This window comes from Cutibacterium equinum, from assembly GCF_028021195.1.
GTDB lineage: Bacteria > Actinomycetota > Actinomycetes > Propionibacteriales > Propionibacteriaceae > Cutibacterium > Cutibacterium equinum.
The window spans coordinates 779435-802803 of the sequence record NZ_CP115668.1 but is presented as its reverse complement, the minus strand read 5'-3'; the positions used below and the strand labels follow the sequence as shown (position 1 = coordinate 802803).

The following is a 23369-nucleotide window of genomic DNA, read 5'->3' as shown; positions in this document are numbered from 1 at the left end:
AGTCGTGGCACCAGCATACGTGGCCTCACCCGATGGTGGCCGGGTCAACCATGCGCCCCCTGTCCATGACGACGACCTCACCATCGTGGTCGAGACCATGACTGATCTCCACCACTGTCACCTCAGGCAGGCATCGTGCCAGATTGGTTCGGATTTCTGCGGCCAGTCCTGGATCAACTGATGCGGTGAACTCGTCGAGCACGAGGATGCTGGGCTTTTGCAGGATGGCCCGTGCCACCGTCAATCTCTGGGCCTGACCTCCCGACAACCTTGTTCCTCGTGGACCGATGACCGTACTCAGACCGTCCTCCATCCCGCGCACCTCATCAGCCAGTCCGACCTCCTGCAGCACCTGCCACAAGTCATCGTCGCTGGCATCGGGAACGGCCAGTCGCAGGTTGTCGGCGATCGACGCATTGAGCAGTTCCACACGCTGGGAGACCACGGCGATGCAACGACGCAGCGAGTCCAGGGTGAACGACGAGACCGGCTCACCGTCGAGGAGAACCTGGCCGGAATCGGGGTCGTGATGGCGCAGCAACACATTCACCAAGGTCGTCTTCCCGGAACCCGACACCCCCGTCACGACGACGTGCCCACCGGCAGGAACGCTGAGGTTCACGTCCTCCAGGGCAGGAGGCAGGACCGTTCCATCGGCCTCACGGTAGGAGAAGGTGACGTCGCGCCACTCGACTGTCGGAGCATGGTCCAAGGACAACTCTCGTGGCCCGTCCACGACCTCCATGGGCGAGTGGCTGATCTGCCACAACCGCCGTGCCGCCGCCAAGGAATGGTCAAGATACCCGACAGCATCCTCAATGCCACGCGGCCCCTCGACGATCCTCAGGCCAGCGGCGGCCAGGGCACACACCCCGACAGGACCAACCCCTTCATGGATCGCCATCAGGGACACTGAGACGACGATCCCCATCGCCGCCGCCACGCACGCGGCTCGCCGCACGGCGACGTATCGGCGCGCCTTGGCCGCCCCTTCGGCGATCTGGCTGTCGAGACGAGCCATCTCGGCCATCCGGTCGTCCTGGCGACCGTACCCCACCACTTCAGCCGCACCGAAGACAGAATCGGTGAGGTGAGCAGCCAACTCGCGTCGCAATCCCAGAACCTCATGGGTGGCGTGCAGGCTGGATCTCGTCCCGACGACGAGCAGGACCGCGATGAGGGCCACCAGTATGACCGCAGGGATGGCCACCACTGACCATCCGTAGACCACTCCCCCTGTGATGACAGCGATGAGCGGGGCCAAGAAAGCTGCCACGACGGGAGCAAAGGTGTGGGCGTAGACGACCTCGATGCGGTCGACGTCCCGGGTGAGGCTGGCCAACACATCACCGGTGCGCGAATGACTGACAACAGCCGGAGCCTTGGGCCACAACTGGGAAAAGGCGTGGGTGCGCAACACTTCGAGAGCCTTGAAGGCCACGTAATGGCCACTGAACTGCTCCAGGTAGAAGGCCGCAGCCTGCACCAGGGCCAGCCCGACCAACCATCCCAGCCAGGCCCCCACAGACCAGCCAGAGGTGACGACGGCGACCATTCCGCCGGCCGCCACCGCGAACAACCCCATGTCGGCAACCAGGTGAAGGACCCTCATGACCGCCGAAAAGTACAGCGGCGGATGAACCGGACGGGTGATTCCGGTCAGCCACGTCACGACCTCGCGCGTCGACGGTTCAGTCATGCTCGATCCTGCCTCTCGGCTCTCTCCGTGTCCTCGCGAGCCACCTCGTCAGCACTGAGGGGTACGAGGGTGCCGTCGGTGACCCGGTAGACGTCACGAGCCAGTTCCAACAGACGGCGTCGGTGGGTGACCATGACGACCGTGGTGTCGTCACCAATCCTGGAGATGGCGTCGATGATGCGCCGCTCCGAATCCATGTCCACGTGGGAGGTGGGCTCGTCGAGGAGAAGGATCTTCCGCCCCGACAGGAAGGCCCGCGCCAGGGAAATACGCTGGGCCTGACCCCCTGAGACCAGACAGCCCTGTTCGCCGACATCAGAGTCCAGCCCCCGAGGCATCGACGCCACCTCGTCGGCGACATCGGCGCGCCTCAGGGCATCCCACATCTGTTCGGCCGTGGCATGCGGGTTGGCTACAGCGAGGTTGTCAGCGATCGTGCCGGCGAACAACCAGGTCCGCTGGTTGACCGATGCACTGGCGCCACGGATGGCGCCGGGCCCGGCGATCTCGGCGTCGAGACCGTCGACGACGACCTGACCGCTGCGCGGGGGCAACGTCCCTGTCATGACCCCCAGGAGGGTTGACTTCCCGGCCCCCGAACGCCCGACGATGGCGGTTCGGGACCCGCCCGCGATGACGAGGTCCACGCCATGCAGGATCTCTGAGTCGCCGTACCCCACAGTGACGTCGCGCAGGGTCATGGCTCCCGAACCCTCACCTGTGCTGCTGGTGGACCCATGCGATGCCGGGGCTTGCGGGGCCTCGTCGAACCACCTGCCGAGAGCCTTCTGCGACGCCTTGCCACCCATGCCGATGTAGAAGAAGGCCGCCACCTGATGCAGCGGTTCCAGCAACAGAACCGAGAGCAGCACGATGGTGATGGCCGAGGTCGCCGTGATGTGGCCGTCGCGCCAGCGCGTCATGGCCATCCCCGACGACATGACGATGAACAGCAGGGAGAACAGGCCGTCCACGATGATGATGACCACCTGATTTCCCGCCAACAACCTCATGATCGTGGCACGGTTGGCCTCTCCCCGCTGACGCAGATCATCCTCGACCCGCTGACCGGCCCCCAGCATCCTGATGAGGACGAGGTTGGAAATGGCGTCCAGATAGGCAGCGCTCAGGCGTGCACGTTCCTGCCGCGACTGCGCCGACCTCTTGCGGAAAAGCTTGAGGAATCCCGTGATCAAGGCCGGGATGAGAGGGCACATCGCCAGCAGGACGAGCCCGGTGAGCCAGTCCAGACCGATGAGGATCCCCAGACATGCAAGGACGGGAGTGGCCAATGCGGCGATCATGTCCGGGTAGAACACCTGACGGTACTCGCTCACCCGCTCGGCGTTGTCACCGGCCAAGGTGACGACCCTGCCACCTTCATCGGGAGCAGGTGGCGCGGACAGGGAGCGCCGATAGAACACATCGAGGACTCGAGGATGCAGGGCAGCTTCCTCGGCACGGGCATGACGACCTGACATCCCCATCGCGACTCCTGCTGCCATCGCCGCGACAACGCCGCCGATTCCCATCGCCCAGTACCACCCAGGGCTGAGGACGAATCCCTCGAGGTGACCACCGATGGCCTGTCCCACAGCAACGAGGACGACGGCCGTGGCAGTGACCTCGAGGAGGTGTACTGCTGCCACCTGTCGAGCCCGATGGGTCGACCGGGGAGACATCACCGCTGTTGTATCTGTGGGCATGGTGTCCTTCGCTCGTCTCGGATGGTCGTCCGGGACCGTCTGGGCAGGACGACAATTTCCCCGGTCGGCAATGTGATGACGTCAATGGGCCATCCGTACACGCGGCTGAGGTTACTCTCCGTGACCACCTCCTCGGGTGTGCCGACGGCCACGAGTTTGCCTTCGGAGAGCAGGGCGATGCGGTCGCAGCAGGCTGCCGCCAATCCCACGTCATGCATCACTGCAACCACGGCACATCCCGCTGCAGCCAGGTCATGACAGATCGCCATGGTGCGTTCCTGATGACAGATGTCGAGGGCAGCGGTCGGCTCGTCGAGAAAGACACAGCGGGCGTCCTGGGCCAGCACCCGGGCCAGGGTCACCCGGGAGCGTTCGCCTCCTGACAGGGCGGTGACCTCCCGGTCTGCCAGGGCGGTGACCTCGGTGCGCTCCATCGCAGCCTCGACGAGGAGGGCGTCATCGAAACTGCGCGGATGCGGGGCACGTCCCATCATGACGATGTCGTGAACCAGATAGGAGAACGGGAACTCGCTGAACTGGGGCATGACAGAGCGGCGCAGGGCCAACTCGGGTCGCGTGAGGTCCTGCAGCGGCACCCCGTCGAGTTCGACGCTTCCCTGCCACCCGTCAAGGTCTCCACACAGCACGCTCAACAGGGTCGTCTTGCCGGCCCCGTTGGGCCCGAGCAGGCCGACGAATTCCCCGGCCTCGACGTCGAGATCGACCCCGTCGAGGATCGTGCGCTCCCCGTACCGGAAGGACACATCACGGGCACGGATCATCACAACGCTCCCCCTCGTCGCATCCCCCGTCGTAACAGGATGAAGAAGGTTGGCCCGCCCACGATGGCGGTGAAGATGCCGATGGGAAGGTCGGCGTACGGAACGAGGGTGCGAGCAGCGACGTCTGACAAGGTCACCAACACACATCCGCCCAGCAAGGAGGCCGGGATGAGCCATGTGTTCGCCGGTCCGATGATCAGCCGAAGCACATGGGGCACGATCAGTCCGACGAAGGTGATGACCCCGGCGTAGGCCACCGCGGCAGAGGTGAGCAGGGCTGTCAGGGCGATCGACGACAACCTCAGCCGATTGACGTTGATGCCGAGATGTCCGGCAGCCCTCTCCCCCAGGGCCAAGGTGTCGAGCTTGGCGGCGATGAGCAGGGCCCAGACGATGCCCACTGCGGCCACCGTCCCCACTGTCGCCACCTGATTCCAGGTGGCCCCGTTGAGGGAGCCCATCTGCCAGAAGACGATCTGGTCTCGTGCGGTCGTCGGGGCGACGAAGGTCGACACCGATGTGATCGCCGAGCAGATCGCCGTCACCGCGATGCCGGTCAGCACGAGGGTCGTCGATTCCGCCCGTTGTCCGGAGCGTGCCATGACGTAGACGGCGCTGGCCGCCAGTAATCCCGAGACGAAGGCAGCCGCGGGAACCCCGAATCCGGACAGGAAGGTGGGAGCCACCACGATCATGAGCGACGCCCCCACCGCAGCCCCCGACGAGACGCCGATGACACCGGGTTCAGCAAGAGGGTTGGAGAACAGCGCCTGCATGACAGTTCCGGCCACCGCAAGGCTGGCTCCCACCAACAGGCCCAGGACGATACGCGGGAACCGAATCTGCCACAGCACTGACGTCGCCATCGGGTCGGACAACGAACGCCCGAACACGGCTCTGACAACATCAGCAGCCTCGACTCGGTACTGCCCGACCATCGCCGAGACCAGCACCAGGCAACACAGGATGACGACCAGGAGGCTTACCGTGACGACTCGGGTTCGCGCTCGTCGGGCCATTCCCGTCCGCGCCTTCGCGGGCTGGGCGAGCGCGCTCATTTGACCCCGTACAGTGCCTTGGCGACCAAGGTGAGCACCTCGCCGGTCTGCGGTCCGAAGGACAGGGAGATACCGTCCGGGATGGAGATGACGCGCTGGTTCTTGCCGGCAGTGGTGTTGGCGACTCCAGCTCTGGCCAGCAGACCTTTCATGCCGCCGGTGGAGGCCAGCCCGGCCTTCATGACGAAGATGGCATCCGGGTTGAGGGAGACGAGGGATTCCGCATTGGCGGGAGCAACGCTCTTGATTCCCTTGTCCCCGGCAACATCGTCGCCTCCCACACCGTGAATGAGTTCACTGGCCCCGTCCTCGGACCCGAGGATGAAGAAAATGCCGGCCGTGCCACGCACGTAGAGGAAGGCGACCTTCATCGGCTTCTTCGGTGCCCACTGGGCGATCTGCTTCTTGGCCGCATCGATCTCGCCCTGGGTGCGCTTCACCAGGGCCTCACCGGCAGCAGGCATACCTACTGCTTTCGCGACCGTGCGGATGAGATCGGGGGTGGTGTCGACACTGCGATGCGGGTCGACGAGAACAACGGGAATCCCGGACTTGCGAAGCTGATCAAGGGCTTCACGAGGGCCAACGCTACGGTCAGCAATGATCACCGACGGCTTGAGGGCGGCAATAGCCTCAACGTTGAGGACGTGGCCGTTCTCGGTGACGACGGGCAGATCGTGTAACTGGTCCTCGGTTGAGGAGACGGTGCGCCCGACGATCTTGTCTCCCATGCCCAGTCCGATGAGGGTACGGGAGAGGGTGCCATAGAGGTCGAGGGCCAGGATTCGGGAGGTGTCGGTGATCGTCACCTTGTTGCCCTCGACGTCAGTGACCGTAACCGGAAGCTTCTGGTTGAACGACCCATTGACGGGTGCCGGGTCAGACAGTTCCGCCACCTCGGTGAGGCCGCGAAGGCTACGCGGGTCGGGCAGCTTCGGCGCCGTCGTGGCGGGAGTGCTCGGGTGCGCCGACGGTGACGACGGTGACGACGCCGCGGAGGCCACGGATTGGGGAGATGTCTGGGACTGTGCGGAGGAAGGGCCACACCCGGCAACCAGCATCGCGAGGACGAGGCCGACTCCGGCAATTCGACGGCGCATCCGAGGCATGGGATGACCTTTCAGGGAGATGGTGGGGGCGAGGTCGGCTGACCTCACCCCCACCTGAGGTGAATCGGGATGGATGGATCAGAGCTCGCAGTAGCGGCGCCGGCACGCGAGGGCCGCCGAGATGACGACGATGAAGGCCACGCTGCCAGCAGCAGCGAGGTCACCGCGGGCGGTCGATGGTCCGAGGGCACCGGTGGCGGGCAGGGTGTGTCCAGAGCCACTGCCCCCGCTGATGATCTTGCCGGTGACGGCATCGACGGTGACGTCGTGGCACACCTTCTCGGTGGAGAGGGTGAGGCTCGAGGACAGCGAATCCATCGGCTCACCAGTCTTGTAGAACCCGGCGAAGGCCTTCGCCCCCTGGGCGGTGAGCTTGACCGAGGAGCCAGCGATCTTGACGTTTCCCGAGGTGGACGTGGAGAAGGTGGCGAAGTCAACTCGTCCGTAATCGGTCTTCTTGCCGTCCATCGAGGAGGACTTGACGTCCATGTACACGTGACCCGTCGATCCCTTGACAACCAAGGTGGGGTTGGCGATCGTCATGTCGAGGATGCCGTTGTGACCAGTCATGTGGACGGTCCCGGAATAGTTGAGGGTGCCCGACTTCGTGGCGGGATCGAAGGATCCGTTGCTCAGCGGGAAGGTGAAGGCCGAGCCGTCCCATTCAGCGCCGTTCGACAGCTTCCAGGAGCCATTGGCGATCGGACCACGCAGGTAGCTGGTGAATGACGTGCGCAGACCCCACTTCAGGGAACCTGCGGTGACCTTGGACTGGCCAGCGGTGCAGACCTTCTTGGTGACGGTACGGTGGCGAGCCGGGGTGGTAGCAGCCGGCTTGGCCGGAGCAGGCTTGATCGTGGACGAGGCCTTGGCGGGGGTGCTGGGCTTGGCAGGAACGCCCGGCTTGGCCGGGGTGCTCGGTTTGGCAGGGGTGCTGGGCTTGGCTGGAGCCGACGGGGACTCCGACGCACCTGGTGCCGGGGAAGCCGGAACAGCCTCATAGGTCACCGTGGTACGAGTGTCATTGGTCTTGTCGCGCTTCCCGACGCCGTGGGCCTTGGTGGTCAGGACGACGTAGTCCTTACCCTTCTCGAAGGCAGGCACGTACATCTCGATGGTGAACGAACCGTCTGCAGCCATCGGTGCACCCTGGGCGAATTTGGAGCCCACGGCCTTCATCGCCGGTGGGTAGACCCAGATCGTGGAGGCAGATTCCGTCATGGACGCGTTTGGGTCATATCCGACGAACTTGTCCGAATTGCCATAAAACTCCTGGACCGATGAGGGAGCGACGGCGACGTAGACGCCGGTCCCTTCGGCCGCGAATCCCTGTCCGGTGATGGTGACCTTGCCACCATCGCGAGATGCTGATGAGACGGTCACAGTCGGACCGTCGGCCGCCCACGCTGCCGGAGAAACAAGAACTCCGGCCAGAGCCACCATGGCCCCGAGCACGCTGGCGACGAGTCTGCGCATGGCCGATGTGGTCATGAGACGTCCCCTTTGCTAACACATGAGGCTCTCCTTGAGCCCACCTGTAGGGTAGCCTTACCTAAGTGCTATGCGCAAGGGTCTCACTCCTTGACGCGCGCGGGCTGGAACGTTGGTTACAACCGCGCTGACAAGAGGAGATACGGGGGCCCGGGACGACTCCCACTCAGGCTTGCTAAGCTTCCGATCGTTGCCACGCAACCGTCTCTTCGACAACGAATACCGGTGAGAATCCGGAGCTGTCCCGGGCGCGGTTGTTCGGCCCCTCCCCGACTGATTACGGCACCTCGCTGACCTCCATCGTCGAGACGAACTCCTGGGGTGCTGACGGCGACCTCGCCGAGATCTACGCGCGCCGCATGAACCACGTCTACACCCGGACCCACCATGGTGATGCGGCTCCGGAGCTGTTCGACGCCCATCTCGGCCAGGTCGAACTGGTCACCCAGGCACGGTCGAACCACGAGTACGAGATCAGCGACCTCGACCACTACTACGAGTTCATCGGCGGACTGATGTCCGGGGTCGAACGGACCCGGGGCAAGCGTCCCCAGGCCGTCATCTGTGACACCGTCGACCCCACCATCCACGTCGACGACATCGAGGACTCCACGGTGCGCGGCCTGCGAACTCGAGCCCTCAACCCGGCGTGGATCGACGCCATGCTCTCCCACGACCAGCACGGTGGAGACGAGATCGCCAAGAGATTCACCAATGTCCTCGGGCTGGCGGCCACTGCGAAAGCGGTACCCGAATGGGCGATCGAGCGCATGCACGAGTGCTACATCGACGACCTGGCGGTCCGGGAACGTCTGCGAGCCAACAATCCCACAGCTCTGATGTCGGTCGTCACAAGTCTCTTGACGATGCAACGACGCAGCTACTGGCATCCCGACCAGTCGCGCATCCAGGAACTCACCGACCTCCTGATCGACCTCGACGCCGGTCTGGAGGACGGACCACACGGAAACAATCAACCCCAAGGAGAACACCAATGAAACCGCGCAAGTTACTCACAACCGGACTCGTTCTCGGACTGTCCCTCACCGCGACCGCGTGTGGCCACTCCGGATCTGGTTCGTCAGTGTCCGCCATACCGTCTGGCAACCCGTCTGCTGTGGCATCCTCGTCTGTCACGCTATCTACTGTGGCGTCGCCGTCCACTCCTGCATCAGCGGCATCAGTATCCTCCACGCCCTCACATGCCTCGTCGAGCGCGGTCACGGAGGAGGACGATGATTTTACGACCTCTGGGGGCAAGGGAAATGAGTACTCCCCTCAGACCTCAGCGCACAAGACCCAGGACAAGGGACACGACTCGTCACAGACCTCAGCACACAAGGCCACCAAGAAGAGCCACCGCGGCGCAGGGGCTCCGGCCACGAAGTCTGGAAGCCCCTCGCACACCTCGGCACACAAGGCCACCAAGAAGAGCCACCGCGGCGCAGGGGCTCCGGCCACGAAGCGTCACGGCTCGTCGGGCAAATTCGTCGAGAAGGGCGGCAAGCTCACTGACACTGTCACCACCGGTTCCCCATTTGCAGACGCTGGCCTCGCCATCTCCATCGACCGATCCGCTCACAAGGTTGTGCTCACCAAGATTGACCCGAGCACCGAGAAGCCATTCAAGGACCACTACACCTACGACTTCAACTCCAACACCATGATCAAGCACAAGTACAGCGATGCCATGGGCCAGGAGTACAACTTCACCGTTGATCTGGCCAGCGGAAAGATGACCAAGGCCGCCAAAAACGACGGCACCGACATCACCGAAACGCTCAAGAGTATGGGTTCTCGTTGGGACATGGTGAAACAGGGCGCTGAGGGCGATAACAAGACCATCGCGTCCTGGTTCAAGCAGCATTACGGCCAGACCCTCAAGGAAGCCGCAACCAAGTAAGTCCTAGCCTGACCTTGCCGAGCCTCGATCTGTCGGGGCTCGGCTCTTTCACACTCCTACCCACAAACACGTGGGGCCCCGCCACAATGGCGGGGCCCACGTTGCGATGGGTCGACCAATCAGTTGTTGGTCAGCTTGTCACGGAGAGCCTGCAGAGCCTCGTCGGACGCCAGCGAGCCCTCAGCCGGGCCGCTGGTGTAGGAGGACTGGCCAGCGCTGTCGACTGGGGCGGCCTCCTGGTCGGCCTGCTCGGCCTCGATGACCTGCTTGCGGTGAGCCTCCCAGCGAGCCTGGGCCTCGGCGTACTGCTGCTCCCAAGCGATGCGCTGCTCGTCGTAGCCCGGCTTCCACTCGTTGGTCTCCGGATCGAAGCCCTCGGGGTAGATGTAGTTGCCGTCCTCGTCGTAGGAGGCGGTCATGCCGTACAGCGACGGATCGAACTCGTCGGACTGGACGTCGATGCCCTCGTTGGCCTGCTTGAGCGACAGCGAGATGCGGCGACGGTCGAGGTCGATGTCGATGATCTTGACCATGACATCGTCGTTGACGGTGACGACCTGCTCGGGGATCTCGACGTGGCGCTCGGCCAGCTCGGAGACGTGAACCAGACCCTCGATGCCGTCCTCGACGCGGACGAAGGCACCGAACGGGACAAGCTTGGTCACCTTGCCAGGAACGATCTGACCGATCTGGTGCAGACGGGCGAAGGCCTGCCACGGATCTTCCTGGGTCGCCTTGAGAGACAGCGAGACACGCTCGCGGTCCATGTCGACGTCCAGCACCTCGACGGTGACGGGCTGACCAACCTCGACGACCTCATTCGGGTGGTCGATGTGCTTCCAGGACAGCTCGGAGACGTGGACCAGACCGTCCACACCACCGAGGTCGACGAAGGCACCGAAGTTGACGATCGAGGAGACGACACCCTTGCGAATCTGCCCCTTCTGCAGCTCGTGCAGGAAGTTCTGGCGGACCTCGGACTGGGTCTGCTCGAGCCAGGCGCGACGAGACAACACAACGTTGTTGCGGTTCTTGTCGAGCTCGATGATCTTGGCCTCGATCTCCTGGCTGACGTAGGGCTGGAGATCGCGGACGCGGCGCATCTCAACCAAGGATGCGGGGAGGAAGCCACGCAGGCCGATGTCGACGATCAGGCCACCCTTGACGACCTCGATGACGGTACCGGTGACGACGCCGTCCTCTTCCTTGATCTGCTCGATCGTGCCCCAGGCGCGCTCGTACTGAGCGCGCTTCTTGGACAGGATGAGGCGACCTTCCTTGTCCTCCTTCTGCTGGACAAGGGCCTCGATCTCGTCACCGACGTTGACGACCTCGAAGGGGTCCACGTCGTGCTTGATCGACAACTCCTTGGACGGGATGACACCCTCGGTCTTGTAACCGATGTCAAGGAGAACCTCGTCGCGGTCCACCTTGACGACGGTGCCAGACACGATGTCGCCGTCGTTGAAGTACTTGATGGTGGCGTCCACAGCGGCCAGGAAGGCCTCCGGGCTGCCAAGGTCGTCAACCGCCACGGATCCATCGGCGGTGTTGGCGGCATTCTGCTGGTCGATGTCGACCGGGTTCGAGGTGGAGGCCTCAGTGGAGGAGGTCATGTAGTTAGGACTCCGATTGATGTCAGGTGGTGTGAATGCGGTGCAGCCCTGACCTTGGGGATCGAGCGCGATCTACTCCCGTCCGAGATCGCACAGACCACAACGCAGAAACCAGCGTAATACTTGGCCCCTCGAGGGGTCAACCAGCGTCATCCCCCTCGCCGACACGTGATCGTCACGCACTCCGTCAACACAACGTTGAGCATGTGGGAGGTCATTGCCAGGAGAAGGTACCCTGCATTCGTAAAACCGATTTCGTTACACGCCCAATCAGTCGGGGCATCCACCCCGAGACTCAACCCTTACACGACCTGGAGAACATCACAGTCATGACTGATCAGTATCCTCACCCCGAGAGCCAAGACCCGTCGACCGATTCCACTACTCCTGACGACGGAGGCCCCCGCTCCAGCGGCCCGAAGTGGCGGATCGCCGCAATCGTGGTGGTCGTCGCCCTCATCATCGCTGGTATCGCCGCCATCTTCGTTCAGCGCAACAAGGACGACGAGTCCGCCGCGGGTGGGGCAGCCTCATCCTCCACGGCTTCGTCCAATGTCCCTGCTGCAACAACGTCAGCAGCCGATTCTGCGGCCGCGGCAACGCCGCAGAAGAAGGGCCCCGTTCCTGCCGGCTGCATGACGAACCCGAAGCCCATCATGCCCACCAAGTACTCCATCGACGGCATGAAGGTCTCCGCCAAGGTGATGGCACTCGGTGTCGATAGCACTGGCGCAGCTGCCACCCCGCCGAAGAGCGATCCGTCCTCGTGGGCTTGGTTCAACGAAGGACCGATGCCGGGTTCCAACAAGGGCAAGGTCGCCCTGAATGGGCACACTTACCACAAGGGTGGGGCCATCGGAAACCGCTTGCTGGCCGATCTGAAGACCGGCGACATCATTCGTATCAGTGACAAGGCTGGGCAGACAGTCTGCTACCGCTTCGATCACAAGACGAAGATCATGGTCAAGAATTACGATCCGAACTCGAATGTCCTTTACGACGACAACGGTCCCGCTCAGATCGTCATCGTCGTCTGTGACGATTACCGAGGCAAGGACGACTGGGCGTCCCGCGTGCTGTTCTACGCCAATCCGGTCGCATGACCCCAAAAGTTCACCACAACTTCACAAACGGTTACCCCGAGACGAGCGTGCACGTTCAGGCATACCTACAGTTAGGTTCATGAACCGTGGTGCACGCTCGTCCATATCATCCTCACTTCTCTCCGATCTACACAAGACGCTCGGACCAGCCAAGGTCAGCCACGATCCTCTCGAACTGGCTGCAGTCGCCCCCGACGCATCCCACTACCTACTGACCCCCGGCGTCCTCGTCCGAGCCGGATCAACCTCCGATGTCGCGGCAGCCATGGCAGCCGCCAAACGCCATAAGGTAGCTGTCAATTTCCGTTCGGGCGGGACGAGCCTGTCTGGGCAGGGCCTGACGAACGGGGTCATGGTCGACACTCGTCGGTCGTTTCGGGGCATCGAGGTTCTTGACGGCGGCCGCAAGGTTCGCGTCCAGCCTGGGGCGACCGTCGTCTCCGTTAATTCGGTCCTTGCCAGGTACGGACGCAAGCTCGGCCCTGATCCGGCCTCGTCGGTGGCCTGCACCCTGGGTGGAGTCCTCGCCGACAACTCCTCAGGCATGAGCTGCGGCACCGTCGCCAACTCTTACCAGACCCTCGATTCCATGGTCTTCGTACTGGCCTCAGGGACCGTCGTCGACACCTCCGACCCCCAGTGCGAGGACAAGCTGGCCCACGACGAGCCAGAACTGGTCGACACCCTGCTGGCATTGCGCGACCAATGCCGTGAGAAGGCCCGCGCTGACGAGATCGCCTTCCAATTCTCGCGCAAGAACACCATGGGCTATGGGCTCAACTCCTTCCTCGACTACGACACTGCGGCCCAGATCCTCTCCCACCTCATGATTGGTTCGGAGGGGACCCTCGGGTTCATCTCTTCGGCGGTCATGAACACCGTGGAGATCATGCCGAAACTGGCCACTGCCCTGCTCCACTTCCCGACTCTCGACGCCGCGACCAAAGCTCTTCCCGCCCTGGTGGAATCCGGCGTCACCGTCACCGAACTCCTGGACTCCGCATCCCTCCAGCTGTGCCGCGACGACCCAGCCAACGGCCACATCATCCCGCCAGCCCCCGGGAGCACCGACGCCGCCCTTCTGGTCGAGTACCACTGCCCCGATGAGCAGGCCCGCAGGGATGCCATCGATGCTGGCAACGCCGTCATTTCCAGGCTTGACCTCGTCAACGAGCCCACCTTTACCGACAACCCTGCGGTTCGCGGGCCGATCTGGACCCTGCGCAATGGCCTGTATGCCAAGATTGCCGGCACCCGAGCGTCTGGCCAGACGGCCCTGTTGGAGGATATTGCCGTTCCCGTCGAGACCCTCGCCGGGGTGTGCGGGGATCTGCAGCAGCTGTTCAGCGAGCACAACTACCCCGAGTCGATCATCTTCGGCCATGCCAAGGACGGCAACATCCACTTCCTGGTCCTCGAGGATTTTCGGGAGAAGAAGGGCTTGGACCGCTACGAACGCTTCACCGAGGACATGGTCACCCTCGTCCTCGACGCCCACGGTACCCTCAAGGCCGAGCACGGGACCGGACGCATCATGGCCCCCTACGTGGAGCGTCAGTACGGGGCCGACCTCTACCGGATCATGCGGCAGGTCAAGGATGCCGTGGACCCGGCAGGTGTGCTCAACTGCGGCAGCATCATCACTGACGACCCCAAGCTGCACCTCAAGGAGATCAAGCTGACCCCGACCGTTCAGGAGGAGGTCGATCGCTGCGTCGAGTGCGGATACTGCGAGCCGGTCTGTCCGTCCCGCGATCTCACCTTGACCCCTCGTCAGCGCATCGTCATGCAGCGTGCCATCGCTCAGGCCCGTGCCGACGGTGACAAGGAGCTGGCTGCCGATCTTGGGCAACGCGCCACCTACCCGGTGGTGCAGACCTGCGCTGTCGACGGGATGTGCGAGACGAACTGCCCATTGCACATCAATACCGGTGACTTGGTTCGTCGCCTGCGAGCCGAGCAGAACCCGGCTGCCTGGCAGACCACCTGGGACCTGGCCGCCAAGGGATGGGGCCCCTTCGTCACCGCGGCGAGCGCCGGGATGTCTGCCATCAAGCCGATTCCGGCTGCCGCCACCAATGTGCTCACCGGTGCGGCACGCGCTGTGCTGGGGGCCGACCGAGTCCCGACGGTTTCCGACGACTTGCCCGGTGGCGGGCCGCGACGCAGGGCCGGCCATCGCAGTGCCCCAACAGGACGACCAGAGGTCATCTACCTGCCAGCCTGTGTCAACACCATGTTCGGCGCTGCGGCGCCAGGCGAACAGACCACGGAATTCTCGATCATCGCGCTGCTCACCGCAGCTGGAATTGGGGTGACGGTCCCCGAGGGCATCAATGCGCTGTGCTGTGGCACACCGTGGAAGTCCAAAGGAATGACGACGGGATACGCGACGATGAGGCGTCGTGTCGTCGACATCATGCGTCGGGCCAACGGGGATGGCGAACTGACCATCATCTGCGATGCCGTCAGCTGCTCGGAAGGATTCGTACACGAACTCGAGTACGAGGGGGTCAAGGGCATCCGGGTCGTCGACGCCGTTCAGTATGTCGCCGACGAGGTGCTGACGATCATGCCATCCCTGCCCAAGGTAAGGTCGGCCGCCCTTCATCCCACCTGCTCCTCCACTCGGATGGGCTGGAACGACGCCCTCAGACGCTGCGCCGAGGCCGTCGCTGACGAGGTTGTCGTGGCAGACGCGTGGGGTTGTTGTGGATTCGCCGGCGATCGAGGCATGTTGCATCCCGAGCTCACCGAATCAGCCACCCGCCGGGAGGCAGCCGAACTGGCAACGCGAGATTTCGACCTCTACGTGTCGGCGAACCGCACCTGTGAACTTGGCATGGAAAGGGCCACCGGGAAGCCGTGGCGTCATGTGCTCTCGGTCCTTGCCGAGCGGATGGTGGAGTACGCCCCGGCATAATCGTTGATTCGTCGTCCCCGCTGGCCCGGCCCATCTCGGCCGGGCCAGCGGCGTGTCGAGTCCGGTAGCCTCTCGGTTCCTGAAGACTCTGCGACCCCCACCATCCCAAACTGTGAGAAATATCTCTTTTTCTCTCGAAGAATGGTCTTCACCGAGGTACAGTCCACTGCACTGCGTACTACATCGCCGTTGCAACGCCGGGAGTGAAGATGCCTTTCACCGATACCACCGAAACCCGAACCGTCACCGTCGATGGTGCCGAAGTCACCTACTTCGACTCGGTCGAGGCCCACGACGGGAACCGTCCCCTCGTCCTCGTCCATGGCACCTCAGGATCAACCGCCGCCCACTACGGTCAGATCTTCCCGATGCTGGCCACCCGAACCCGTGTCATCTCGGCCGACTGGTCCCCGCTGGCCGATCCCTCCACTCCCCTCACCGTCGAGGCGCTGGCAGACCAGGTCCTGGCTGCCGTCAATGACGCCATCGGCGACGAGCCCTTCGATCTCGTCGGATACTCACTCGGTGCCGCAGTGGCCGAGTACATCGCGGCGACTCACGGCGAGCGCGTTCCCTCCCTCGTCCTGTTGGCCGGCTGGATCACCACGGACGGCCACCAGAAACTGCGAAACGGCGTCTGGCGCAAGTTGTACGAGGAGAAGTCCGAGGCCATCCGTCATTACATGGCCTTCTGTGCCTTCTCCCCCAACTTCGTGCGCAAGGCCGACCCCACCATGGTCGAGGCCGCCATCGCCGCCCTGCCGATCAACGAATTCGTCGCTGCACAGATGGACCTCAATGGCCGCGTCGACGTCTCCGATGTCATCGGCGACATCTCGGCAACCACCCTCGTCGTCGCCGGGGCCGAGGACATGATGGTCCCCAAGCATCACTCCCGAGCCCTCTTCGGGGTCATCCCTGACGCCCGCTACACCGAAACCTCCACCGGACATGGCATCCCGATGGAGCGTCCGACCGAGGTCATTCAGCTCATCGACCTGTTCATCCGCGATCCCCACCACTACCCGGCCGGGACCATCATTCCCGAGACCCACGCCTGAGAGGAAGGACCATGACTACTCCGATCAAGGTTCCCAACATGTCGGGAGTCGATTCATTCACCCCTGACCCGAAGTTCATCACCGAATCCGATTTCGGCGAGTCGGTGCCCACCGGCAACCACGCCGAGATCATCATCACCGGAGGTGGATTCTCCGGTGTCTGCCTGGGCGGTCTGCTACGTCGCCGCGGCCATCGTGACTTCCTCATCATTGACCGCAACGACGACTGGGGCGGTTGTTGGCTGGACAACAAGTACCCCGGCGTCGCCTGCGACGTCCCCAGCCACCTGTACTCCCTGTCCTTCGAGCTCAATCCGGACTGGTCCCATGCCTACGGACGCGGTGCAGAGATTTGTGAGTACCTCAAGGCTGCTGCCCACAACGAGGACCTCGACGAGCATTACCGTCCCTCGACGGCGATGGAGGAGGCCACCTGGGATCCCGACAACAATCTGTGGCACATCCAGACTCCCCAGGGCGAGTACACCTGCCACTTCCTCATCACGGGATCGGGCCACCTTGTTGATCCCAAGATCCCCGACATTCCAGGTATCGATGGCTTCCCCGGCACGATCCTGCATTCGGCCCGCTGGGACACCTCGTTCGACCTCACCGGTAAGAGGGTCGCCGTCGTCGGCACCGGCGCATCGTCGATCCAGGTGACGCCCGCCGTCGCCCCCATGGCTGACCAACTCGTCGTCTTCCAGCGCACCCCGGCCTACGTCATGCCGCGCATCGACCCGGCCTACACCGAGATCGAGAAGAAGACCTACCGCCGTCACCCCGACGAGATTCAGCGCGAGCGCGACGACCATTTCTGGCAGGCCGAGGCCCTCTACGGCGCGATGCGTCTCATCCCGGCGATGCAGGAGCACGTCAAGAAGCTCACCCTCAACCACCTGGAATCCCTCGTCGAGGATCCCAAGACCCGCGAACTCCTCACCCCGAAGTACACCCCTGGGTGCAAGCGCATCCTCGTCAGCAATGACTACTTCAAGGCATTCAACCGCGACAACGTCACCCTGGAGCCCTCAGCCCTGACCTCGGTGGAGGGATCAACCGTCGTCTCGGCCAACGGCGAGCGCTACGAGGTCGACGCCATCATCCTGTGCACCGGGTTCACGGTGAGCCAACCCATCTATGCCGCCCATGTCCACAACGGGAAGGGCGAGACCTTGGCCGACGTGTGGGGCAAGGGCGGGGCTCCCACCCACACCCTGGCTCAGCGAGGGTTCCCGAACCTGTTCACCGTCAATGCCCGCAACACCGGCCTGGGACACAACTCCTCGGTGCACATCATCGAGTCCCAGGCTGCGGCCGTGGTGCAGGCCCTCGATTACTGCCATGACACCGGCCGTACCGTCATGGAGCCGACGGCCGAGGCCGACAAGGCATGGAATGACTGGTTGCGCGAGTGGTCCCGCAACACAGTGTGGACCTCCGATGGAGGCTGTTCGGCCTGGTACGTCGACGACCGCTCCGGCCAGCTGACCGCTATCTGGCCCGACTACGCCTACGACTTCCGCGCCCAGAATGGCCACTTCGACCCAGCCTGGTTCGACATGGCCTGATCGTCACGATCAACGACACCTTGGGGGCTGCCCGGTTGGGGAGCCCCCATTTCGTCGCCCGGGCTCAGTGCGCAGCGGCGAACCAGGATCGACCGACACCAATGGACACGGTCAGCGGCACTGACAATTCCAGGGCGTGGCTCATGGCGTCGGTGACGATCTCGCGGACCTTCTCCTCCTCGCCACTGGCGACCTCGACAATGAGCTCGTCATGGACCTGCAGCAGGACCCGACTCGCCAGACCAGCCTCGCCAAGTTTCTCGTCGGTGGCGAGCATGGCCAACTTGATGAGGTCGGCGGCCGAGCCCTGGATGGGAGCGTTGAGGGCGGCACGCTCGGCCATCTCGCGACGCTGACGGTTGGGGGAGGTGAGGTCAGGCAAGTACCGACGACGTCCCAGCAAGGTCTCGGTGTATCCCTGACGACGAGCTTGGTCAACGACCTGTTCCAGGTACTCGTGGACCTTCCCGAAGATGCTGAAGTAATCGGCCATGAGTTCCTTGGCCTCACCGACGCTGACCTTGAGCTGGTTGGACAGCCCATAGGCGCTCAGGCCGTAGGCCAGACCGTAGTTCATGGCCTTGATCTTGGAACGTTGGGCGACGCTGACGTCCTCAGGAGCCACGTTGAAGACGTGGGAGGCCGTCACCGTGTGGAAATCCTGCCCAGACCGGAAGGCGTCGATGAGGGATTGATCCCCCGAGACGTGAGCCATGATCCGCATCTCGATCTGGGAGTAGTCAGCACTCATGAGGGACTCGTACCCCTCACCGACGACGAACCCTTCCCGGATACGTCGGCCCTCCTCGGTACGCATCGGGATGTTCTGCAGGTTGGGGTCCTTGCTCGACAACCGTCCGGTCGCGGCGACGGTCTGCATGAACGTGGTGTGGATCCGGCCGTCGTCACGAACCTCCTTGAGCAGCCCGTCGACGGTCTGACGCAGCTTGATGGCATCGCGATGCTCAAGCAGGTGGGCCAGGAAAGGGTGCTCAGTCTTGTCGTACAGATCAGCCAGCGCGTCAGCGTCAGTGGTGTACCCGGACTTGGTGCGCCGCGTCTTCGGCATGTCAAGCTTGTCGAAGAGCACCCCCTGCAGCTGCTTGGGAGAGGACAGATTGATCTTCTCGCCAGCGGCCTCCCACGCCGCCTCCTGGGCGCGGGTCACACGCTCGTCGAACTCGGATCGCAGCCCTTCCAGGACGTCGGTGTCGACGGCGATACCAGCCCGCTCCATCGAGATGAGACACCGTTGTACCCCCATCTCGACGGCATGGAGCAACTCGGACCCACCACGAGCCTCGACCTCGGTCTCCATGACGTCAGCCAGCATGGTGACGGCCACTGCCCTCTCCATGGATTCAGCTGAGCGGTCGTCCCCAAAATCGAGCATCCCCTGGTCGGGCTGGTCCTCCTGCCCACCCAAGGTGACGTTGAGGGAGGTCCGCACCGCGTCGTCGAAGATGTGAGCACGCCGATCCGGGTGCAGCAGGTACGAGGCAAGTTCGGTGTCACAGGTCAGCCCATCGACCTGCCAGCCACGTTCGGCCAGAGCTTCCACGGGTCCCTTGGCCGAGTGCATCGCCTTGGCGTGGGCCTCGTCAGCCAGCCACCTGGCGAAGGCCCTTTCGTCATCGGGGCCAAGATCAGCCGTGTCGAACCACACCGCGGTGCCGTCCCCGGCTCCCAACGCCACAGCCTCCACGTCGCCGGACCCGCTACCCCAGGTGCCCGTCACATCAATACCGACACGGCCGTCCACCTGGGACAGCCACTCACCCAAGGTGCCTGGCTCGAGCACCGCCCCGGAGACGTCGAGGGTCTGGTCAACCGCGACGACCTCATCAGCGTCCAACTCCCCGGCCAGCGCACGCACCCGATCCCACAGGCTACGAAATTCCAGAGTGTCAAAGACGGCGCGGGTGGCTTTCGGGTCCCAGGGCTGGCGAGCAAGGTCGGCCAAGGTGACGTCGAGGTCGAGGTCGCGAACCAGAGCGTTGAGCTTACGATTACGGATGACGTCGTCAATATGGTCGCGGAAGGACTGCCCCGCCTTCCCAGTGACGGTGTCGGCCTGACGAATGAGGTTCTCCAGACCGTCATAGGCGTTGAGCCACTTCACCGCCGTCTTGGGACCAACACCGGGAACGCCGGGAAGATGGTCAGCGCTCTCCCCCACCAGGGCCGCCAGTTCAGGGTAGCGGGCCGGCGGTACGAGGTACTTCTCCTCAACGCTTTGCGGTGTCATCCGGGCCAGATCGGAGACCCCCTTGCGCGGATAGAGCACCGTCACCTGATCGTTGACCAACTGCATGGCGTCCCGATCCCCCGAGACGAGCAACGTCGCAAACCCCTCAGCAGTCGCTTGGGTCGACAGGGTCGCGAGGATGTCATCGGCCTCGTAATTCTCCTTGGACAGGTGAACGATGTGAAGGGCGTCGAGAACCTCCTTGATGAGATCGATCTGGCCAGGGAACTCTGGCGGAGTGGCGGCTCGCCCCGCCTTGTACTCGGAATATTCAGTGGTGCGGAACGTGCCACCAGGAAGATCCCAGGCCACCGCGACATGCGTGGGCTTCTCGTGGCGCAACAGGTTGATGAGCATGGCGACGAACCCGTGCACCGCATTGGTGTGCTGGCCCGTCGAGGTCATGAAGTTCTCAACCGGCAAGGCATAGAAGGCGCGGAAGGCCATGGAATGCCCGTCAAGGACCATGAGGGTCGGCTGCGTCGTCTCACTCATGTCTTCGACTCTAGAGGACGCCCCGGACAGTATTGCGGGATCGGCATGGCACACGGTGGCATGCTTCACCTGTGACCTATTCCATCCCTGAACACCCGTTGCCCACCTGGCTGGCCGATCTCGTCAGCCCTCTTGACGACAAGCTCGGCGTCAAGGTCCGAGAGATTTCTCCGACCCGCTGTGTCGTCACCGCACCGCTGGATGGCAACACCCAGCCCATGGGCCTGTGGCACGGCGGCGGCTCCGGCGTCCTCGTGGAGACCGCCGGCTCCCTGGCAGCCATGGCTCACGCGCGCACCTTCGACCACTCCGCCGTCGGCACCGAACTGTCGGTATCGCATCTGCGCCCACCGCGCGGCCATCAGGTCATTGCCACCGCGACGGCGGTGCACCTGGGGAAACACACGACGACCCACACCGTCGAGATCGTCGACGATGAGGGTCGTATCTGCGCTGTGGGAAGGATGACCTGTCAGGTCATCGGACAGTGAGGCGCGTCGAGATCACTTCTCGTTCTCGGCGTGGTCGATAACTCCCTGAGCCACGTCGCGCATCGACTTGCGCAGGTCCATGGCGGTCTTCTGGATCCAGCGGAAAGCCTCCGGCTCGGTGAGGTCAAGGCTGGCCTGCAGGATGCCCTTGGCCTGGTCGACGATCTTGCGCGACTCCAGGCGCTCCTCCAGGTCCATGACCTCGTCCTCCACGCTGCGAATCTCAGCGAAGCGGGCCATGGCGATCTCGATGGCCGGAATGACGTCAGAGGCATCGAAGGGCTTGACCACATAGGCCATCGCGCCAGCCTCCTTGGCGCGCTTGATGAGGTCGCGCTGGGAGAAGGCAGTCAACATGACCACCGCACAGATGCGGTCCTCGGCGATCTTGTCGGCTGCGGTGATGCCGTCCATCTTCGGCATCTTGACGTCCATGACGACCAAGTCGGGTTCAAGCTCATTGGCCAGCCGGACGGCCTCCTCGCCGTCACTGGCCTGACCGACGATCTCGTAACCGTGCTCCTCGAGAAGCTCGACGAGATCGAGGCGGATGAGAGCCTCGTCCTCGGCCACCACGACACGCGGATGTTCCGTCTCCACCAACGAATCAGAGGTCGACCGGGTGGGGTTTTGTGGCTTGCTCACGGTGCTTCCTTGTATGTCGATCGTTGACAATTCGGTCCAATTCTAATGGTTGACAGGTCGTAACGCACCCGCCTGCGCGCCCGATCATGACGGCATCATGCTTGGTCACGACCAGATCGTCGGTCACCGGCAACGCTCAATGGCCGCAAAATCGGCATACCGGCGCAACTGTGGCACAATAGGCAAGCCGGCCCGAGTGGCGGAATGGTAGACGCGGCGCACTCAAAATGCGCTGTCCTTGCGGGCGTAGGGGTTCGACTCCCCTCTCGGGCACCGTCGGCTTACACCAGTGATCCCAGGAACAAACCCAGGATCGCTGCCAGCACTCCCGCAATCGCCATCCCCAGACAGTGCACGACAGCCAGGCTCATCCCACGGTCGAGAGCTGTGCGCGCCGTCTCGACCGACGCCGTGCTGAAGGTCGTGAAACCACCGCAGAATCCGGTGCCCAGCGGACCCTTGAGACTGTGTGACAACCCCACGTGAGTGAGAGCTACCGCGGTGATGAATCCCAGCAGCAGGGACCCGACCACATTGATGATGATGGTTCCCACCGGCACCGGCGCCGGGAATCGGGAGTTGACACGCGAATCAAGGAGGAACCGCGCGACTGCACCAAGACCACCAGCAAGGCACATCCACAGCATCGTCATGACGACCTCCTGCCCCATGCAGCACGCACCATGGCGATCATGGCCCAGGCCAGGAAGGCGCCCATCCCGACGCTGGCCAGCAAGTAGACAACACCCATCAGCCACCGCCCGGACATGACCCGTTGCCCAGTCTCCACGGCGAGGGTGGAATACGTCGTGAACCCACCCAGGACACCGGTACCAAGACACAGCCGAATCGCTCGACGAATCCCCTCGTCAGGGCCGACCTGGAGCAAGATTTCAAGCAGGGTGGCCAGCAGGAAGGCTCCAAGGAGATTGGTCACCAGGGTCGCCCAGGGCACACCGTCAGCAGGGGCAGGCCAGGCATGCGCGATCCCGGCCCGCATGAGAGTGCCTAAGCATCCTCCCAGGAAAACCAACCCCACCAGTACCCCGCGACGATCGAGAAATCCCGATCTCACTGCCATGGTGACGAACCCTTCCACTCGACGACGACGGGATGCCTCTCGAACGCGACCATGCGGGAGGGGTGCGGCTGCGGCACGGTGTGGGCGCTCATGACCATCCTCCGCACTCAGAGCCAGGATGCTGCACGGGATCCATCTTCATCTCGCTCAATCAGTGGGGCGAGGGCAGACTCCTACCCACGCGTCACGGGGTAGGAACCATCAGCCAGATCGGCAGTTCGGCATCAGCCTGGCGGGATCCATCGCCGTAGGGGACTTTACCAGCCCATCGCCCCACCATCTCGAGGTCATCCGCCGTCCAGGCTATGTCGCCCACGCCGTCTGGAAAAAGGGGATGTCCCCCACCCCGGAAGGGTGAGGGACATCGCGACAATCGAGGTGTACCCG

18 protein-coding genes, 1 tRNA gene and 1 riboswitch are annotated in these 23369 nt (G+C 63.6%); of the genes, 8 read left to right on the top strand and 11 right to left on the bottom strand.

What is annotated here, in order from left to right:
- Positions 1-25: 25 nt before the first annotated feature.
- The 6 genes from O6R08_RS03645 to O6R08_RS03620 all read right to left on the bottom strand — a co-directional run bounded on the left by O6R08_RS03645 (position 26) and on the right by O6R08_RS03620 (position 7845).
- A complete protein-coding gene (locus tag O6R08_RS03645; protein WP_271418779.1) occupies positions 26-1699 on the bottom strand; it encodes an amino acid ABC transporter ATP-binding/permease protein in 1674 nt (557 codons plus the stop codon).
- Positions 1696-3381 carry an ABC transporter ATP-binding protein/permease gene (locus O6R08_RS03640; RefSeq protein ID WP_271419219.1) on the bottom strand — a complete coding sequence of 562 codons (1686 nt, stop codon included), beginning with the start codon at positions 3379-3381 and terminating at the stop codon, positions 1696-1698. Before O6R08_RS03640 ends, O6R08_RS03645 begins: the two co-directional genes overlap by 4 nt.
- Entirely contained in the window at positions 3381-4187 is an 807-nt protein-coding gene (locus tag O6R08_RS03635) for a heme ABC transporter ATP-binding protein (protein ID WP_271419218.1), read from the bottom strand. The genes O6R08_RS03640 and O6R08_RS03635 overlap by 1 nt, the downstream gene beginning before the upstream one ends.
- Positions 4187-5245 (bottom strand): FecCD family ABC transporter permease, encoded by a 1059-nt coding sequence (locus O6R08_RS03630; protein WP_271418778.1) that lies wholly within the window; start codon positions 5243-5245, stop codon positions 4187-4189. Before O6R08_RS03630 ends, O6R08_RS03635 begins: the two co-directional genes overlap by 1 nt.
- The gene (locus O6R08_RS03625; RefSeq protein WP_408640129.1) at positions 5242-6354 is read right to left on the bottom strand and encodes a heme/hemin ABC transporter substrate-binding protein; all 1113 of its coding nucleotides are present in this window, start codon (positions 6352-6354) and stop codon (positions 5242-5244) included. Before O6R08_RS03625 ends, O6R08_RS03630 begins: the two co-directional genes overlap by 4 nt.
- 78 nt (positions 6355-6432) lie before the next feature.
- On the bottom strand, positions 6433-7845 hold the full coding sequence (locus tag O6R08_RS03620) for an HtaA domain-containing protein (protein ID WP_271418777.1): 1413 nt from the start codon (positions 7843-7845) through the stop codon (positions 6433-6435).
- Between the two features lie 254 nt (positions 7846-8099).
- Here O6R08_RS03620 and O6R08_RS03615 point away from each other — a divergent pair, with 254 nt between their 5' ends.
- Together O6R08_RS03615 and O6R08_RS03610 are read left to right on the top strand one after the other, a co-directional pair.
- Complete coding sequence (locus tag O6R08_RS03615; RefSeq protein WP_271418776.1) at positions 8100-8843, top strand: cobaltochelatase subunit CobN; 744 nt, start codon at positions 8100-8102, stop codon at positions 8841-8843.
- 149 nt (positions 8844-8992) lie between these two features.
- On the top strand, positions 8993-9748 hold the full coding sequence (locus O6R08_RS03610; protein ID WP_271418775.1) for a hypothetical protein: 756 nt from the start codon (positions 8993-8995) through the stop codon (positions 9746-9748).
- A 119-nt stretch (positions 9749-9867) separates the two neighbouring features.
- On the opposite strand, the gene rpsA is transcribed toward O6R08_RS03610, so the two are convergent.
- Complete coding sequence (gene rpsA, locus O6R08_RS03605) at positions 9868-11364, bottom strand: 30S ribosomal protein S1 (protein ID WP_271418774.1); 1497 nt, start codon at positions 11362-11364, stop codon at positions 9868-9870.
- Between the two features lie 440 nt (positions 11365-11804).
- On the opposite strand from rpsA, the gene O6R08_RS03600 reads away from it, so the two are divergent.
- From O6R08_RS03600 to O6R08_RS03585, 4 genes are all read left to right on the top strand, one after another.
- A complete protein-coding gene (locus tag O6R08_RS03600) occupies positions 11805-12467 on the top strand; it encodes a class F sortase (protein WP_271419216.1) in 663 nt (220 codons plus the stop codon).
- 79 nt (positions 12468-12546) lie between these two features.
- Complete coding sequence (locus O6R08_RS03595; protein ID WP_271418773.1) at positions 12547-15390, top strand: FAD-binding and (Fe-S)-binding domain-containing protein; 2844 nt, start codon at positions 12547-12549, stop codon at positions 15388-15390.
- Between the two features lie 209 nt (positions 15391-15599).
- Positions 15600-16451 (top strand): alpha/beta fold hydrolase, encoded by an 852-nt coding sequence (locus tag O6R08_RS03590; protein WP_271418772.1) that lies wholly within the window; start codon positions 15600-15602, stop codon positions 16449-16451.
- Between the two features lie 11 nt (positions 16452-16462).
- A complete protein-coding gene (locus O6R08_RS03585; RefSeq protein ID WP_271418771.1) occupies positions 16463-18022 on the top strand; it encodes a flavin-containing monooxygenase in 1560 nt (519 codons plus the stop codon).
- 64 nt (positions 18023-18086) lie between these two features.
- On the opposite strand, the gene polA is transcribed toward O6R08_RS03585, so the two are convergent.
- Positions 18087-20765, bottom strand: coding sequence for a DNA polymerase I (gene polA, locus O6R08_RS03580; RefSeq protein WP_271418770.1), 2679 nt, complete (start codon positions 20763-20765; stop codon positions 18087-18089).
- A 71-nt stretch (positions 20766-20836) separates the two neighbouring features.
- Here polA and O6R08_RS03575 point away from each other — a divergent pair, with 71 nt between their 5' ends.
- Positions 20837-21256, top strand: a complete 420-nt coding sequence (locus O6R08_RS03575; protein ID WP_271418769.1) for a PaaI family thioesterase — start codon at positions 20837-20839, stop codon at positions 21254-21256.
- Between the two features lie 12 nt (positions 21257-21268).
- On the opposite strand, the gene O6R08_RS03570 is transcribed toward O6R08_RS03575, so the two are convergent.
- Complete coding sequence (locus tag O6R08_RS03570) at positions 21269-21916, bottom strand: ANTAR domain-containing response regulator (RefSeq protein WP_271419215.1); 648 nt, start codon at positions 21914-21916, stop codon at positions 21269-21271.
- Between the two features lie 175 nt (positions 21917-22091).
- Here O6R08_RS03570 and O6R08_RS03565 point away from each other — a divergent pair.
- Positions 22092-22174: transfer RNA gene (locus tag O6R08_RS03565), tRNA-Leu, on the top strand.
- Positions 22175-22182: 8 nt separating this feature from the next.
- Here the strand turns inward: O6R08_RS03565 and O6R08_RS03560 are convergent.
- Both O6R08_RS03560 and O6R08_RS03555 read right to left on the bottom strand, forming a co-directional pair.
- The gene (locus O6R08_RS03560) at positions 22183-22554 is read right to left on the bottom strand and encodes a fluoride efflux transporter FluC (protein WP_271418768.1); all 372 of its coding nucleotides are present in this window, start codon (positions 22552-22554) and stop codon (positions 22183-22185) included.
- Positions 22551-22982 carry a fluoride efflux transporter FluC gene (locus tag O6R08_RS03555; RefSeq protein WP_271418767.1) on the bottom strand — a complete coding sequence of 144 codons (432 nt, stop codon included), beginning with the start codon at positions 22980-22982 and terminating at the stop codon, positions 22551-22553. The genes O6R08_RS03560 and O6R08_RS03555 overlap by 4 nt, the downstream gene beginning before the upstream one ends.
- 185 nt (positions 22983-23167) lie before the next feature.
- A riboswitch (Fluoride riboswitch) is annotated at positions 23168-23238 on the bottom strand.
- Between the last annotated feature and the right edge of the window lie 131 nt (positions 23239-23369).